At 44.4% G+C, this 16,968-nt stretch carries 11 protein-coding genes and 1 pseudogene; 10 read left to right on the top strand and 2 right to left on the bottom strand.

From position 1 onward, the window contains the following. Nucleotides 1-397: 397 nt before the first annotated feature. Complete coding sequence (locus Q0K92_RS12020; RefSeq protein ID WP_297326036.1) at nucleotides 398-619, top strand: C4-dicarboxylate ABC transporter; 222 nt, start codon at nucleotides 398-400, stop codon at nucleotides 617-619. A 363-nt stretch (nucleotides 620-982) separates the two neighbouring features. Here the strand turns inward: Q0K92_RS12020 and Q0K92_RS12015 are convergent, their stop codons facing one another. Beyond that, the gene (locus Q0K92_RS12015) at nucleotides 983-1,735 is read right to left on the bottom strand and encodes a family 16 glycoside hydrolase (RefSeq protein ID WP_297326035.1); all 753 of its coding nucleotides are present in this window, start codon (nucleotides 1,733-1,735) and stop codon (nucleotides 983-985) included. Between the two features lie 623 nt (nucleotides 1,736-2,358). Between Q0K92_RS12015 and Q0K92_RS12010 the strand changes: the two genes are divergently transcribed. From Q0K92_RS12010 to mdoH, 8 genes are all read left to right on the top strand, one after another. Beyond that, a complete protein-coding gene (locus Q0K92_RS12010) occupies nucleotides 2,359-3,657 on the top strand; it encodes an integrase family protein (protein ID WP_297326034.1) in 1,299 nt (432 codons plus the stop codon). 361 nt (nucleotides 3,658-4,018) lie between these two features. Continuing rightward, nucleotides 4,019-4,264, top strand: coding sequence for a DNA-binding protein (locus tag Q0K92_RS12005; protein WP_297326033.1), 246 nt, complete (start codon nucleotides 4,019-4,021; stop codon nucleotides 4,262-4,264). A 140-nt stretch (nucleotides 4,265-4,404) separates the two neighbouring features. Continuing rightward, nucleotides 4,405-5,727, top strand: coding sequence for a hypothetical protein (locus tag Q0K92_RS12000; RefSeq protein WP_297326032.1), 1,323 nt, complete (start codon nucleotides 4,405-4,407; stop codon nucleotides 5,725-5,727). Between the two features lie 386 nt (nucleotides 5,728-6,113). Next, the gene (locus Q0K92_RS11995) at nucleotides 6,114-8,324 is read left to right on the top strand and encodes a DNA-primase RepB domain-containing protein (protein ID WP_297326031.1); all 2,211 of its coding nucleotides are present in this window, start codon (nucleotides 6,114-6,116) and stop codon (nucleotides 8,322-8,324) included. A 382-nt stretch (nucleotides 8,325-8,706) separates the two neighbouring features. After that, nucleotides 8,707-9,147, top strand: coding sequence for a putative molybdenum carrier protein (locus Q0K92_RS11990; RefSeq protein ID WP_297326030.1), 441 nt, complete (start codon nucleotides 8,707-8,709; stop codon nucleotides 9,145-9,147). Nucleotides 9,148-9,541: 394 nt separating this feature from the next. Continuing rightward, nucleotides 9,542-10,201: a hypothetical protein gene (locus tag Q0K92_RS11985; protein WP_297326029.1), complete on the top strand. Its 660-nt coding sequence runs from the start codon at nucleotides 9,542-9,544 to the stop codon at nucleotides 10,199-10,201. Between the two features lie 831 nt (nucleotides 10,202-11,032). Continuing rightward, complete coding sequence (gene mdoG, locus Q0K92_RS11980) at nucleotides 11,033-12,568, top strand: glucans biosynthesis protein MdoG (protein ID WP_366084406.1); 1,536 nt, start codon at nucleotides 11,033-11,035, stop codon at nucleotides 12,566-12,568. Then, entirely contained in the window at nucleotides 12,561-15,089 is a 2,529-nt protein-coding gene (gene mdoH / locus Q0K92_RS11975; RefSeq protein ID WP_297326027.1) for a glucans biosynthesis glucosyltransferase MdoH, read from the top strand. The genes mdoG and mdoH overlap by 8 nt, the downstream gene beginning before the upstream one ends. Before the next feature lie 24 nt (nucleotides 15,090-15,113). On the opposite strand, the pseudogene Q0K92_RS11970 reads toward mdoH, so the two are convergent. Next, nucleotides 15,114-15,415, bottom strand: a pseudogene (locus Q0K92_RS11970) (IS1595 family transposase); the annotation flags it as partial. A 431-nt stretch (nucleotides 15,416-15,846) separates the two neighbouring features. Between Q0K92_RS11970 and Q0K92_RS11965 the strand changes: the two are divergent. Next, nucleotides 15,847-16,671: a hypothetical protein gene (locus Q0K92_RS11965; protein WP_297326026.1), complete on the top strand. Its 825-nt coding sequence runs from the start codon at nucleotides 15,847-15,849 to the stop codon at nucleotides 16,669-16,671. Nucleotides 16,672-16,968: the final 297 nt, after the last annotated feature.

Below are 16,968 nucleotides of genomic sequence, written 5' to 3'. Positions count from 1 at the left end.
GTTAATCGGGTGCGTTTATGTATGTTCATTTACAGTATTCTCCCAAATACTGTAAACAACGCTAGTGATTCTTACACCATTGTATCATACTTCACGACACCAATCGTATGCATTGCAACTAAAATTAGTTGAATTGCCTAATACCCGATAACGATCATCTTTTTTCTTGCTTTTACACCCAACCAACCACTATAAAACCAGTCACCTTAAGGTCGTTAGTATCATTTATTAGGCCTAATCATGCCTTGCATGAATCGGTATCCATCTTACAAGAAATATTGAAACCATCCCGCATGTGAATAAATTGTAAATATATTGTGAACTTTTTGTGAATAGTGGTATCTTATGTTTACAAAGTTTTTCATATTATTAATTAACTCATATAAAGGATATTTTCATGAAAACATTTCAAGTGCTTTTTATGTCGGCAGTAATTGTTAGCGGCGCTGTTTTTGGTGTACTGTCTATGTTTGAATTGCCACTGCCTACAACTCCTATGGAATGGGTCGTTTCCGATGTTATTCTGGGAGCCATTCTGTATCTAGTCTACATGGTCATTGCAGGTTTCAGTTCATCCAAAACTAAAGTACGCCATAGTTTGAAAAAAGTTACTGCATAACAACTCTTAAATCAAATAGATTTAAATACCCCCGCCGCTTGCGGTGGGGATATATTCTTAAAAATTCCTAATTATCAGCTCGGATCTACGAGCGGGCCAGTCGGCTCCACCTATTGTATAAGTAATTTCAGTTGTCTCCACGGCCATTCCATCGAATGCTTTTCGCATTTCCGGGATGTCGTTCACTGAGATGCCTTTTATCGTCCTGGCCTGTCCGGCCATCTGGTCATATTGATTGAGAATTTTGCGCAGTGCTTGAAGATTTTGCAAAGCTGCCGGTAATTCAGGAATGAATACACACTTTGCCACCCCAAAAAACAACGGGAGCCCAAGCCCCCGTTCTGGATTAAATTACATTCTGAATTACACAGCAGTTTCTTTTCTGCGACGTGTTATCAACCCAAGCAAGCCCAAACCAACCAATAGCATGGCATGAATTTCTGGTTCTGGAATTGGAGGTATATCTTCAACTTCAGCATAGTCATAGCGAACATGTGATTCCCAGATGGCTCCTAATCCGACACCGCCAGTCAGTATAGGGTTAGGATCGGTGATATCAATCAGTTGAGTGCCATTGATTGCAACCTGAATGTGATTACCAATTGCCCAAATGTCTACTACATTATCTTGATTCGCTATTACTCCGGGAAACGGAGAAATTGTTTCAAGTTCGCTGAAATTATTATCAGCATAACTTCCTAACGTAGCTGTTCCACCGCCGTTATTGCCTGGGCCACCGCCCCAGATTGGCGTATCAATCGAAAGACGATAGAAAGTCCCTGTTGTCCAAGCATGAAAATCCTGAACCCGGAAAGCTATTTCACCGCGAAACCAATTGTCGCCCCCTCCATCCGCAATGAAGTGGGTACTAAAATGGTAATTCGACCAAGAGCTTCCTTCTCCGGCGACTATCCATCCGTCTCTGGAGCCACCAGTCGACCCAAATATATCGACATACCCGCCATTTACCTCAGCAAATCCTTGCTCTATGTGCCATTCTGGAGAAAGGGAAGTACCGTTAAAATTTTCATCGAGTAGCACTGCGGCGTTTGCAGAGTTCGTCACCAATAAGCAAGCAATTGAAAAGATAGTTTTCTGTATTTCTTGATATTGCATAATTGACTCCTTTTATGCTTAACATATTGATAATAAAACGATGAATTACATTGATGTTCTCGGATTTTATGTATAGATATTATTTCTAAACGACCATTCTATTATCAATATATTATTGTTTATTGTATGTCAGCTTGATGTAAGTCAACAAAAGGAACGAATGGCAAGAATAATTATTAATGACTAATCGTATTAATACCAGAACCAGAAGTCTTATCGGAACTACTGGCAATGTTTGTTATTGGAAGATTGAAACGACAGAGCTGATTAACTAAATTAGTTCTCAACCACTCAACCCATTTAGGTGTTGGGTCTTTTATCGCATGTTTTTTACAATGCAATCGCGCGCTATTGATAAAGCACGGTTACAATTTTTAGAAAAGAAAAAGCACTTAGGATTATTAGTATCTAAGCGCTTGATTTATTGGTGGGTCTGGCTGGACTCGAACCAGCGACCAAGGGATTATGAGTCCCCGTAAATACTCATTCATAGCCGTTGATTGCTATTTAATATAATATACTATATTAGCTATATCAACATATTAACCTAAACCGTGTTATAATTTGTGTTGATTGAAATTCGTTAAAATTGAATTTAATTTCCTACACAGTGGCTACACAGAATGGAACATCAGAACTTTACTGCACAACGGGTTGCGAGCTTCCAATGTGCGCCAGATAAAAGACAAAGTCTATTTTGGGATGCAAAAACCCCCGGCCTAGGATTACGGGTCACTGGCACAGGCGCAAAAAGCTATATTTTCGAGACTAAGCTACACGGAAAAACACTACGTATAACCATCGGCAGTCCCGCGTCATGGCCACTCAGTAAAGCGCAAGAGGAAGCCGCACGACTCAAGGTAATGACCGACTCAGGCCAAGACCCGCGCCAAATAAAAGCTGATGAAATAGCAGCAAAGAAATCCGCCGCAGCAGCTATGACAGCACAGGAAGCTCGCGAAACTATCATAGTTGGCAGAGCATGGAATGAATATATATCAGCTATGAAGCCCACATGGGGAGCCCTTCACTTGCATGACCATGTGCGGGCCATGCAAGCCGGTGGAGAGCAAAGAGCACGAAGCAGTAAACTGACAGAGCCAGGGGCACTTGCATCGCTGGCAGATATCCGTCTTATTGACCTGACCACTGAGTGCATGACAGCATGGGCAAAAATTGAAGGGGCAAAACGACCGGCACGCGCCCGTAATGCTAGAACTTTATTAAGTACATTTCTAAATTGGTGCATAGCGCATTCTATCTATGGCGCAATTGTTACCAGCAATCCAACACAGAGCAAAGAAGTTAAAAAGCATCTGGGTAAAGCCGCGCCAAAAAATGACTCATTACAGCGTGAGCAATTATCAGCATGGTTTAATGCAGTCGAACAAATTCAAAATTCGGTTATATCTACTTATCTACAAACCATGGTGTTAACAGGTGCACGCCCTAATGAATTAGTTTCTGTTCACTGGGGAGATATAGATTTTCAGTGGAATAGTATGACCATAAAAGACAAAGTTGAAGGATTGAGAGTGATTCCATTAACACCGTATGTTGCGCACTTACTGGCCAGCTTGCCACGCCGTAATGAATGGGTATTCAGTAGCCCAACTTCAGCAAGCGGGCACTTGGTCGAACCACGTATTGCACATGATAAGGCGTGTGCGATTGCTGGGCTTGATGTGACACTGCACGGATTACGGCGATCATTTGCCAGTTTGTGTGAGTGGATAGAAATGCCCGCTGGTATCGCTGCGCAGATACAGGGACACAAGCCGCAAGGAGTGCGAGAAAAGCATTACATACGCCGCCCGCTTGATTTGCTGCGCGTTTGGCACGTCAAAATTGAAACATGGATTTTAGGACAAGCCGGGATTGATTTCTCGCCAACGATAACCGCGCTTCATAGAGTGAAGTAAAAGTACTTGTATTTGTCAGAATGTAACTTATAACTCACAAAATGTTCAAAGATTCAGATACATTTCTGATGATGGCTCTGATCCTTTTCAGAAATGGCTGGTAAGCTTGTCAGATTGACAAGCCAGAGCTCGTATTTTGGTTCGAATATAACGACTAGCAGCCGGAAATTTTGGGGATTTCAAACCTATTGCCGAAGGTATCTAGGAAATGCGAAAAGATCATGGCGTGGGCTATCGGTGTTTTACTCCAATGCCTGAGAAAAATGATCTTAATCCTAGCGGGTGGCGATAAACGGAGACAACAAGCTGACATTGAAACTGCGATTGAATATTGGAATAACTGTAAGGGGAAAAATAAAGCATGTTTAAATCATCCCGCCCACATGATGAAGTCGTAGTGGAGTTACTACAAAACGATCCGTCTTTTGCTGATGAATATCTTACCGGTGCACTTGATGAAGCAAATCAACCTGGAGGACGCGAAGCTTTATTAGCGGCATTGCGTCATATCGCGGAAGCGCAAGGCATGGCCACCGTAGCGGAACGCGCAGAAATCCCGAGAGAGAGCCTTTACCGAGCATTATCCACAAAAGGCAATCCAACATAAAAACCCTGCTTGCAGTTATCAATGCAGCAGGTTTAAAGTTGTCTGTACACCGATAGAGAATTCAGTATGAGCGAAATACATAACCCGCCTCATCCCGGAGTGCTACGGGATTGGGTGTAACATCACTAACAAGGGGAATGATGGATACTTACGAATTGCTACTTGACCAAATTTCACCCTTTCTAGCATCTCAATTCTCTAATTTACCCGAAGATTTAAAAGAAAGAATCTCACGGGCTGGAATGGGTGAAAAAAAAATACAAAATATTGCCTCTGAAGTAGAGGAATTCGATTGGGTACATATTGAAGCGGGAAATAAATTTCTAACAGATGATGAAGCAAAAGAAATTGAAGAAGGTGAAGGAATAAGAAAAGGCAAGGGAATAAGAACCAAAACAAAATCGAAACATTATTACATTTGGGACAAACTCTTACCCTTAGAACGGGAATATGAGGTGGCAAGGTATGATTTTAAAAATTGCCCTGGCTTTAGAGAAAAAGTAGCATCAAGTAAATTAGCGGAGGCTATAACACCATATCTAAAAACAAAGTTTTCAGACTTGCCGCAAGAAATGAGAATGAATATTGCTTATGTTGATATTTTCCAGAAATGGGATGAAATATCGACAGACCAACGTAAGCAAATGGCAAGTGATTTTGATGCCAGAATGCAGCCAGGCTATGAAAATTCAGTAAATATAGGATATATAATTGAAAGCTTTAATATCAAAGAACACTGGCATTTATTTGCACAGAAAAAAACGCTATTAGCTGATGAAGCGATACCACTCATGAACGGATTAGATCCTGATTCGTGGGAAGAATACAAGAAAAATGAGAAAGGCTTACCAAAAGATATGATTCGCTCAATTGAACGGTGCTTAAAAATAGCTCTAGCCGACGGACTTGTTAAATGTGCTCCGTCTGAGTGGCTGGTATGGGGGCGCTTTCACGATCTGGATAAGCTAACTATAAGACTTCATGAGTGGTTGCCTGTGCCAAATGTCTGCATGTGGGAATTCTTTGAGTCTGCTGTAAACAATCACGAAGAAGAAACAACTTCACATTTTAATTCAAACACAAAACAAGTATTCAAACAATCAAAATCTACGATAAGTAAAAGTGCAGGGAGGCCGAAAAGTGTCGCATCGAATGCGGCAATTTTAAAGGAAATTATCGTAATTCTTACCGAAGGAAAAAATATTAATCATGATAGATTGCCGGGTAATGCTGGAAATTTACATTATGCTTGCAAGCGAATTACAAGAGAAAAATCGAAAAAGAATATGTTCAATAGATCTTTGAGCACGTTCAAAGAATGGCTTAAAGCTGCTGGGTATAGATTTGGAAATGGCCGAACACCGTCCATTGAAGCTAATTATTGGACAGATTTATGCGTGAAAAATATAGGAAAAATTGATTCTGGAATTTTCACCAAGGATTCTGGTGAAAATTTGCAATAACCAGTACCAACAGAGGATGTTCTGAAAAAAGAAACCTAATTATTATCTAGGTTTTTAATTATTCCCATATTTTTCTTCTTATAAAACATAGATATAAATGTGAGCATCTTAACAAAGCCGAAAGGCAAAGGATGATTCACAATGCAAACAAATCTTTCTCCATTAAAAGCACTCGCTTCGCATAGTCAACAAATATTCCCGCCTCTAGAATCGATAACCCGCCCAACAGTTCCAACAGACGCCGCAGCATTTTATTTGAATCGCAGACCCCAAACCTTACGGGCCTGGGCATGCCTTGAAAATGGAGCTTTACGCCCGGTGCGTATAAATGGCCGACTGGCGTGGAATGTTAGCGAAATAAGAAATTTGCTATCTGGGGGTGAATAATGATCACAAATGAAAACGCCCCGAAAGCTGGCAGGCCCGAGGCGAATTTTGAAACAACCTTCAGCCAAAATAATACTCAAGATCAAGCAGATAGTCAAGGTTCTATTCTTGATGTTTTGGGTAAAAGTCATACCTTTCAAACTTTCGGGGATAAGGATAAAAGTAACAGGCTGGTTAAGGTCATGCACGGTACTTTAGAGGATTGTCGACCGGAGCTAGAAAAACTTAATCGCCAGGGTGCTGGTGTATTTTTTGCTGTGAATGTAACAGATGGCCAGGGAAGAACTACGAACAATGTAGTCCGGGTGCGTGCATTATTTGCAGACTTTGATACGCAAGACTTTAATCGCACTTTTGATAATCTTCCTTTAGTCCCGTCTTTTGATAATCTTCCTTTAGTCCCGTCAATAGTAGTTGAGTCATCTCCCGGAAAACACCACGTTTATTGGATAGTAGAAGACATACTCCCCTTGAATGAATTTAAACCGTGCCAGAAGGCCTTGGCTACCATGCTCCGATCTGATCCAAAGATATGTGACCTGCCTCGTGTTATGCGTGTTCCTGGGTTCCTGCATCAGAAGGGGCAACCATTCATGGTGCGAGAGGTGTTTAACTCAGGTAAACGGTATGCCGCTAAAGCGCTGAAAGAATGGATAGGTATGAGTAATCTGGTAGGAATCCCGAACAAGCCCGTGCCAGTTGTAACGATACCATGCGTGCAGGATGATTTTTATGTGGTAATTGAGTTTGATAATCTTCTACTTAGGCTTCAGTCAGCCGTTGAGGGAAATCGTAACGATACACTTAATAAAGTGGCATATCGTGCTTATGGATTCGTTAAGGTAGGCAGATTGGATAAGGATCATGTGACAAGTAAACTGGAAGATGCCGCCAGTAGAATTGGTCTTGAGCCTTCGGAGGTTACGGCAACACTGCGCAGCGCATGGAAGGGCGCGCCAGTGATTAATGATCTGCCCTCGCTACCTGAATTCAATGAACAGCCAGTAACGGAAGAGGAGGCAATCTCTTGCCTACAATACCCGCCTGGACTCGTTGGGGAAATAGCGAAATATATTATCCAAAGCAGTCGCATGCCAATTAAATCTTTTGCCATTGCTGGCGCCCTAACTACCATCTCTTATTTGAATAGTAATAAAGCTTATGTGGGAGGAAGCGATACAGCTTTGAACCTGTACATATGCTTAGTTGGTGATACAGGACGCGGTAAGGAAGATCCTAGAAAAGCAATTAAACGTTTAATTGATTCGGTGAGAAATGTGTCTCGGGGAGAAAGTATTCAGGAGAGCATAGCAAGCGGCGCAGCACTGTTACGTTCCCTTGAAGGAAATCCGTCAACGTTAATCCTCATTGATGAGTTTGGCATTTATTTGCAAACCGCGCTATCAGAGCGCGGATCAATCCATCAAAAGGATTTGATCAAAGACTTAATGACTTTATACGGACTAGGCCGCTCATTTTTTGCAGGTAAGGCCTATGCTGACAAAAAGCAAAACATCGGCCAGATTGACAATCCTTATATCAATCTGATCGGTACTACGACACCGCTTGAGCTGCTGGATGGCATTACACCCAGGATGATTGATAACGGCTTGCTAAACCGGATTATATTTGTTCAGGCCGATAAAGAAAACCCAATTAATAGAAAGCCTGATACTCGGATAAGTGAAGAACTCAAGCAAAAAATCTCAGCAATCCGCGCTATTGACACTTCAGTCATTGAATATGAAGAAGGGGCATACGACTTGCTCATTCAATTCGCCGAACAGTTAAAAGAAAATGATCAATTTGCAAATTTATGGAGCCGTGCAGAGGAACAAACGATCCGAGTAGCTGGATTACTTGCGATTGGTGACGGAGGAGTTATTAAACGAGAGCATGTTACTTGGGCATGGAGTTATGTTAATGGATCAATCAAAGCTTTCGCCCAAAAGCTTGATAAGGACTTAGCAGAAAACCCGTTCCAGAAGCAGGCTGCGAAGGCATTAGAATTTATTAAGAATGCCATAAATTACTCAAATGATAAACAATTTGGGGAGTATTGCCGACGGGGTTTAATGCCACGGGGCAAATTAACGAAGTTATTGAAAGCAAAATCCAAAGAAGTTGACGAGATCATTATTTATCTAGTGGAAACTCGCCAAATCAGTCATTGTGATGATGGGGGGACTAAATGTTTTTCAGTTCTCTAATTCTCTTCCAGTTCTCTCACAGTAGAGAACTGGGAAATCGTTGCTGGGTAAGGGTTTTAAACAATAGTTCTCTATTCTCTCTCTGTCTCTCTACTAAGTATAAAAATACTTTTTTATGGGGGTGTAATAGAGGACTGGAGAATTGGAGAACTGGAGGCTTAAATCATTGCCCAGTAAGGGAAATACAGTTCTCTCAAGGTCGAGAATTATGAAGAGAATTGAGAACTCCCTCACTTGTTAAAGCAGGAGAAAAGCAATGGCAACAGCAAAAGAAGAACGTGTCCTACTGCACTTGCCGTATTATCTGTAAGCGAGTTTGTCAATCCACTCGAATATAGGCTTCAGCAAGCATTGCTATTAAGGAATAAATGAATCAACATAAATGCATAGTCCAATTACGAAAATTATCTCAGGCGGTCAGACTGGGGTAGATCGTGCTGCGCTGAATTGGGCATTACAAAATAATATCTCTCATGGAGGCTGGTGCCCTAAAGGTCGACGTTCGGAAGATGGCGTAATTTCTGATTGCTATTTATTGCAAGAAACCGAAAGTAAAGGTTATACGCAGCGAACCAAATGGAATGTGCGTGACAGTGATGCTACATTCATTATCACTTTGACTCCAGATTTAACAGGTGGATCGCTATTTACTCAAGGGTACACTCAAAAAATTAATAAACCATGTTTGCATGTATACCCTGACAGTCTTTGGCACGAGCAGATTAAAGTATTCTTAGGAATGCATTCAATCCAAATACTGAATGTGGCAGGACCGCGTGCTTCAAACGCACCAAATATTGAACACTTGTATATGAAGTTATGAATGAAGCAGTAAAAATTTCCTCTTTTGTCTGAAAGATCGGTTTTTTGCATGGCGGTTGATGCTCAGATGCGAAGTGCTGAATAAAACATTAATTCCGCACCACAAATCTTGCTAGGGCATTGAGTAAAGTCGCACTTTAAAAGAACTTTTTACAAATAATGATATCTAAGTATTATTACTAACTAGCCTGATAATGCAGGAGAAAAGCAGGATGGCATCAATTGAAAAACCTAATAGTGGACGGTGGCAATCAGGAAAATCAGGTAATCCAAAGGGGCGCAATCGTTGATCAGGAAAAGTTTCACAGTTTGTTACAAAACCAAGTCAAAAAGAATCAAATCCTAATTTATTAGATTAACAATTACCTAAATTTCACTAATGATTTCGGAAAATAATGATGGGCGGATTTGGTAGTGGTCGAAAATCTGAGATAAATTGTACGGATGTTTGTAGATCAATTGATATACGTCGCTGGCAGCGCCAAGGCAATCTCGTGCCAGGAAATCGTTTCAATGGTCAAACGATAGGCAACGGCAAGAAAATGACATCAATCAGTGTGAGGGTCGAAGTCAGCAAGTTACGTTTGAATTATACTCATCAACGAAACAGCGGTATATCGGATAACGTGGATTATCCGGTTAGTTTACAAATGACATCGTGCCATTATGGAGGAGTGCGCTATTGGTTTACCTGTCCGGCTGATGGATGTGGTCGGCGCGTAGCAATCTTGTACAAAGATAGCAGTTGTAAATATTTCGCTTGTCGACACTGCTATCAGCTCGCCTACCAAAGCCAACGTGAAACAGCTAACGACAGAGCAGATCGCAAAGCTAATAAGATAAAAGACAAGCTGAGCTGGCCGCGTGGCATTTACAATCCAATTGGTGGGAAACCCAAAAGCATGCACTGGAAAACTTATTATCGATTGCTGACCGAGCACAATGATTGCTTAAATCAAGCATTGCTAGGTGTATCGGAAAAGTTGTTGAGTATAAATAAAACGCTCAGGAATATCGAAAAACAAATGTATAAAAAAACTAAATATTGCGATTAAAAATATTCAAATCATTTAGTGATTAGTTTCAGTATGTGACACACGCCACACGACATTACCTACATCATCAGCGACAAGTAATGCACCTGCATTATCAAATGTTACCCCAACCGTCGCCCATGTGCCTCTCCTTTCGTATTTAGAAAGCCGGTAAGAAAATCGCCAAGGTGAAATACTGAAGCAATTGACTATTCCGCAACAAGATTCAGATGCTGAGATTCATAAATTGACAGGAGTAGTGATACAACAATTACGGGCAGCAGGTATAAAAGTATAATTCATTTTCTCTTTTACCATTTAAACTATTCGGGATTCAGCCTCTCGATAAATTGACAGATTCTATCTCCTCAAGATATTTATAAATAAGCAATATTGTTATTTGACTAAATATATTTCTGCATGCAACATGCAGTCTATATATTAGAAATAAATTTCCCTGTACCTGCAAGTCTGACTTATTCAGGGATTCTCTAGCTTCGACCAGAACTCTTCACTGAGCATTAACCGGGGCATCGCAAGCTCGTCTTATTGATAGTATAGGAACTTCAATATGACGAGTTTGCTTCTATTCCTGAAATACTTATCTCAAAACGTCAACAGACCCCAAGACCAGAAGCGTTTACATTGGGGGCAACCCTACACGAAGTACGAAGTCTGACAACTTATCTCCAGGATAATCACGCAAAGTAAAAATGGGGTACACTTGCTTAATCCATGATCAGCGCGCTGAACAAAGCGGGGATTCTGTTGCCGGATTGCCTGAGTTTCCATTAAAACGTACCGGATCGATATAAGCACACAAAAGAAGAACTGATGAAACATAAACCACAAATGATGAAAATGCGTTGGTTGGGCGCGGTAGTGATGTTGGCCCTGTATGCCTCGTCGGCTTGGGCCTTTACCATCGATGATGTCGCAAAACAGGCTCAATCATTAGCCAGCAAAAGCTATGAAACGCCGGAAAGCAACTTGCCCTCCGTTTTCCGCGACATGAAATATGCGGATTATCAGCAGATTCAGTTTAACCATGATAAAGCTTACTGGAGTAATCTGAAGACTCCATTCAAGCTTGAGTTTTACCACCAGGGCATGTACTTCGATTCGCCCGTCGAAATTAATGAAGTAACTGCCACGTCGGTACATAAAATCGAATACAGTCCTGATTATTTCAATTTTGGCGATGTCCAGTATGACAAAGACACGGTGAAAGATCTTGGCTTTTCCGGCTTCAGAGTGCTGTATCCGATCAATAGTAAAAATAAAAACGACGAAGTTCTCAGTATGCTCGGCGCCAGCTATTTCCGCGTGATTGGCGCAGGGCAGGTTTATGGTCTTTCCGCACGCGGCCTAGCTATCGATACCGCTCTGCCTTCCGGCGAAGAGTTTCCCCGGTTCCGAGAATTCTGGATCGAGCGGCCTAAACCGACTGACAAGCGCCTGACAATCTATGCGCTACTGGACTCTCCGCGCGCGACGGGCGCTTACCGCTTTGTCATGATTCTGGACCGCGATATCGTGATTGACGTCCAGTCGAAAGTCTATCTGCGCGACAAGGTCGGCAAGCTGGGTGTTGCGCCGCTGACGAGCATGTTCCTGTTTGGCTCTAACCAGCCTTCTCTGGCGACGAACTTCCGTCCTGAGTTACATGATTCTAACGGCCTTTCCATTCACGCCGGTAATGGCGAGTGGATCTGGCGTCCGCTGAACAATCCGAAACATCTGGCCATCAGCAGTTTCTTCATGGAAAACCCGCAAGGCTTTGGTCTGCTGCAACGTGGCCGCCAGTTCTCGCGTTTTGAAGATCTGGACGATCGTTACGATCTGCGTCCGAGCGCGTGGGTAACGCCGAAAGGGGAATGGGGCAAAGGTAGAGTCGAGCTGGTGGAAATTCCGACCAACGACGAAACCAACGACAACATCGTCGCTTTCTGGACGCCGGATCAACTGCCGGAAGCTGGTAAAGAGATGAACTTCAAGTACACCATCACCTTCAGCCGCGACGAAGACAAACTGCATGCGCCGGATAACGCGTACGTCATGCAGACTCTTCGCTCAACGGGTGATGTAAAACAGTCTAATCTTATTCGTCGACCTGATGGCACGATCGCCTTCGTCGTCGATTTCACTGGCGCGGAGATGAAGAATCTGCCGCAGGATACTCCTGTTGCGGTTCAGGCCAGTACTGATGACAACGGTGAGATCGTCGAGAGCAGCGCGCGTTACAATCCGGTCATTAAAGGCTGGCGCCTGACGCTGCGCGTAAAAGTGAAAGATGTGAAGAAAATCACTGAGATGCGCGCTGCGCTAGTCAATGGTAATCAGACGCTGAGTGAAACCTGGAGCTATCAGCTACCTGCCGATGAATAAGGTAACTGAGTATATTGACGCGCTGCCGCTGACTGACGCTGAGAAAGCGACGCTGCCGACAATTGATATCCGCGCCCTTCATGAGGCGCTGGATTCTGAGCATCATCACTATGCGCGTGAAGATGATTCGCCGCTGGGGTCTGTGAAAGCGCGACTTGAGCAGAGCTGGCCTGATTCTCTGGTTGACGGGCAACTGATTAAAGACGACGAAGGGCGTACGCAACTGGAGGCAATGCCCAAAGTGACGCGTTCATTTATGTCACCGGATCCGTGGCGCACCAATCCGATTGGTCGATTCTGGGATCATCTGTGTGGGCGCGATGTCACGCCGCGCTATGTGTCGCGACTGACGAAGGAAGAGCAGGCTCACGAACAGAAATGGCGCACCGTGGGCACTATTCGCCGCTACATTTTGCTGCTGCTGACGTTGTCGCAAACCGTGGTTGCGACTTGGTATATGAAAACCATCCTTCCTTACCAGGGTTGGGCGCTGATCAATCCGGTCGATATGATTGGCCAGGATGCGTGGATATCGTTTATGCAGTTGCTGCCTTATATACTGCAAAGTGGCATTTTAATCCTCTTCGCTATTCTCTTCTGTTGGATATCCGCCGGTTTCTGGACGGCGTTGATGGGCTTTCTGCAACTATTGATCGGTAAAGACAAATACAGTATTTCCGCTTCGACGGCAGGGGATGTGCCACTTAATCCCGAGCACCGTACGGCGTTGATTATGCCTATCTGCAACGAAGACGTGAATCGCGTATTCGCCGGATTGCGTGCGACCTGGGAATCAGTGAAGGCGACGGGTCAACAACAACACTTCGATGTCTATATTCTGAGCGACAGCTACAACCCTGATATCTGTGTTTCGGAACAGAAAGCGTGGATGGAACTGATTGCAGAGGTTCAGGGTGAAGGCCAGATCTTTTATCGCCGCCGCCGCCGCCGCGTGAAGCGTAAGAGCGGCAACATTGACGATTTCTGCCGCCGCTGGGGCAACCAGTACAGCTACATGGTGGTGCTGGACGCGGACTCGGTGATGTCAGGAGAGTGCCTGACCCATCTGGTGTGCCTGATGGAGGCTAACACGAATGCCGGCATCATTCAGTCGTCGCCGAAAGCCTCAGGCATGGATACCCTCTACGCGCGTTGCCAGCAGTTTGCGACACGCGTTTACGGGCCGCTGTTTACTGCCGGCTTACACTTCTGGCAATTAGGGGAATCACACTACTGGGGCCACAACGCCATCATCCGTGTGAAACCGTTTATTGAACACTGTGCGCTAGCGCCACTGCCGGGTGAAGGCTCTTTCGCGGGCTCCATTCTCTCTCACGATTTCGTGGAAGCGGCATTAATGCGCCGTGCGGGGTGGGGGGTGTGGATCGCTTACGATCTGCCGGGCTCTTATGAAGAACTGCCGCCGAACCTGCTGGATGAGCTTAAGCGCGACCGCCGCTGGTGTCACGGCAACCTGATGAACTTCCGCCTGTTCCTGGTGAAAGGCATGCATCCGGTACACCGTGCCGTGTTCCTCACCGGCGTCATGTCCTATCTTTCCGCGCCGCTGTGGTTTATGTTCCTTGCGCTTTCCACCGCGTTGCAGGTGGTGCATGCGCTCACGGAACCGCAATACTTCCTGCAACCGCACCAGCTGTTTCCGGTGTGGCCACAGTGGCGCCCGGAACTGGCGATCGCGCTGTTAGCCTCGACCATGGTGCTACTGTTCCTGCCCAAGCTGCTGAGTATTCTGCTTATCTGGTGCAAGGGGACGAAAGAGTACGGTGGGTTCATTCGCGTCACAATCTCCCTGCTGCTGGAGGTGCTTTTCTCGGTGCTGCTGGCGCCGGTGCGTATGCTATTCCACACCGTATTCGTGGTCAGCGCGTTCCTTGGCTGGGAGGTGGTGTGGAACTCGCCACAACGTGACGATGATTCCACCCTATGGAGTGAAGCCTTTATGCGCCATGGTTCTCAGCTGCTGCTGGGGCTGGTATGGGCCGTGGGGATGGCGTGGCTTGATCTGCGCTTCTTGTTCTGGCTGGCGCCTATCGTCTTCTCGCTGATTCTGTCGCCGCTCGTCTCGGTCATTTCCAGCCGCGCGTCTGTTGGCCTGCGCGCCAAACGCTGGAAGCTGTTCCTGATTCCGGAAGAGTATTCGCCGCCTCAAGTACTGGTGGATACTGACAACTATCTGGTGATGAATCGCTACCGCACGCTGGACGATGGCTTTATGCACGCCGTGTTTCATCCATCGTTCAGCGCGCTGGCGACGGCGATGGCCACCGCGCGCCACCGCGAGAGCAAAGTGCTTGAGATTGCCCGCGATTGTCACGTTGAGCAGGCGCTGAATGAACCCCCTAACAAACTCAACCACGATCGCCGTCTGGTACTGTTGAGCGATCCGATCATCATGTCGCGTCTGCATTACCGCGTATGGGCGACGCCGGAGAAATACGCTTTGTGGGTGAATTACTATCAGCAGCTGACGCTAAATCCGTTGGCGCTAAAAGCGAAATAAGCCGAGCATTAAAGAAAATACCGGCTATGTAGCAATTAACTGTTGAAATTGTCTTGTTTTCCAAGTGACATTAGGAAACAGAGAGATGATGAAATATGCTGACCGAGATGGTCAATCATTCTATGCCATCCCAGATAGCTTTCAAGGTAGCGTGTCGCTACACCATGAAATCTCGCTATCCATTGTCTGAGCCGGCTGCCATAGGCATTAACATTCTGAATGTGGTAAATATCGTTGATAACGCGTTGACCTGCTGCCACATTGACTGGACGATGAATGATTTTTGCTTCTCTGGCGATCTGTCTGTAAGCGGATATTCCATCCGAAAACCATACACTTCACCTCGTCCAACTGAGGTTTCTAGGAGTCTATCGGGCATAAAGCATTTCGATGATCAACTTGTTAAAATAACAAGCAATTATAACGAGATTATTGGAACAGCCCTATGAGGCATTTCAAGCCTTGCGATCGCAATCAGTTGTACTGTTAGCAACAAATAAATTATCCCTTGCAAAAATTTCTCGACAAGAGAATAATAAAAAAGCGCTGATTTGTTTCGATTGCGGGCGCATTAAAAATGCAGCTAAACCGGAGAACATCAAGCCCGTTCTCTAGCATTATGCCAGAAACGGGTTTTGCTTTTTATGTCGCCAATTTACCGACACTTGCGGGCGACTCATAAATGCAGCTAAACGTCGCTTATGTCCTCATCCCCTGAGAACCGGCGTCGCCGGAATTAATGGGGGAAGGAGATATTATGAGTAAGCGCTTTCCAATCATCAATCCCCAGGCTAGTAACGTCATCGGTATGTATCTCAATGAGTTGGTCGGCATGGATCATCCGGTCGCTGGAATTCGGCTTACGAGTAAGAACGATGCTTATCTGTGTTATCAGCAGGCAATACCCTTAAAAGCTGCCATCAAATCGATACTGGCGCATATCCGGTATCTGTTTGAAGAAGATATTCCTGAAGAACTGGTAATGGCTACAGTTTATTTGGTGTACGCTGAGAATACAGCTCTAAAGGTTAGAAAAACACCGATTGATGACATACCAGTGGATGAAAAGCCTATAGTGCGCCAGCCTGTTCATCATCGACCAAGTGATATTCACAAAGAATATGTTTCTCTTTGGTTAAAATGTGAACGTTCCATTAGGGGATCAGAAAGTCTAGTTACTTTTAAAGCTAGAAATGCGGCAAACAAGAAACACTATCCAAAACTTGCTTTTAACGCCAATAATATTGCAGGTGGTTTTATGGAGATTCCTGAAAATGCAACGATCAATGAAATTCTTGCACAAGCTCTGCGGGTAGTGATAGGCACTGGTATCAGATCATATATTTATCTATCCGAATTCGAAATCATCAAGATCATCCCACCAGGGTACGTTGACAGTTATAAAGATTGCTCTCATATCGTGGCCTACGATCGTGTATTGATTTTTCCCGAAAATACAACAAAGGATGAGCTTATCGAAATTGCTACAAAGATCGCTGCAACGTGGTGCCCGATGGCGTGTGTTATCTGGTCTGAAAATGCCTCAGTCCAAGACTGTAATTGCAGCAACCGCAGGAAATAAAAGAGATTTTCCGCAAGGAATGGTGAAAATGCCGAAGCGTATGAAAGGGCTCGGATTGGGGTACTGTCAGGGATTTACTTATTAGTACAATTCATGAAGTTATAAACCTTCTTAGAAGTGCGATTGCAGGGGAAAGAAAATGCTTTAGATCAGGAAGACTGAAGGGTTTTTGGGTTTGAATCAAGTGAGTGTTTAGCCAGAAACAAGCAACAACGCGATTAGATAAAGGGGTAACAACCAAACTGCGCTTTTGTGTAGCTCAACAAATCAGTAGAATGCTGAGGGCTAGATAGGCGT

The sequence above is a fragment of the Nitrosomonas sp. genome (genome assembly GCF_024282095.1).
Lineage (GTDB): Bacteria > Pseudomonadota > Gammaproteobacteria > Burkholderiales > Nitrosomonadaceae > Nitrosomonas.
This window is presented reverse-complemented; position numbering and strand designations above follow the sequence as displayed.

Coding starts and splice junctions, on each gene's coding strand:
- Q0K92_RS12000 (WP_297326032.1), top strand. CDS start 4,405: ATGGATACTTACGAATTGCTACTTGACCAAATTTCACCCTTTCTAGCA.
- Q0K92_RS12015 (WP_297326035.1), bottom strand. CDS start 1,735: ATGCAATATCAAGAAATACAGAAAACTATCTTTTCAATTGCTTGCTTA.
- Q0K92_RS12020 (WP_297326036.1), top strand. CDS start 398: ATGAAAACATTTCAAGTGCTTTTTATGTCGGCAGTAATTGTTAGCGGC.
- Q0K92_RS11965 (WP_297326026.1), top strand. CDS start 15,847: ATGAGTAAGCGCTTTCCAATCATCAATCCCCAGGCTAGTAACGTCATC.
- Q0K92_RS12010 (WP_297326034.1), top strand. CDS start 2,359: ATGGAACATCAGAACTTTACTGCACAACGGGTTGCGAGCTTCCAATGT.
- Q0K92_RS11995 (WP_297326031.1), top strand. CDS start 6,114: ATGATCACAAATGAAAACGCCCCGAAAGCTGGCAGGCCCGAGGCGAAT.
- mdoH (WP_297326027.1), top strand. CDS start 12,561: ATGAATAAGGTAACTGAGTATATTGACGCGCTGCCGCTGACTGACGCT.
- Q0K92_RS11985 (WP_297326029.1), top strand. CDS start 9,542: ATGATGGGCGGATTTGGTAGTGGTCGAAAATCTGAGATAAATTGTACG.
- mdoG (WP_366084406.1), top strand. CDS start 11,033: ATGATGAAAATGCGTTGGTTGGGCGCGGTAGTGATGTTGGCCCTGTAT.
- Q0K92_RS11990 (WP_297326030.1), top strand. CDS start 8,707: ATGCATAGTCCAATTACGAAAATTATCTCAGGCGGTCAGACTGGGGTA.
- Q0K92_RS12005 (WP_297326033.1), top strand. CDS start 4,019: ATGTTTAAATCATCCCGCCCACATGATGAAGTCGTAGTGGAGTTACTA.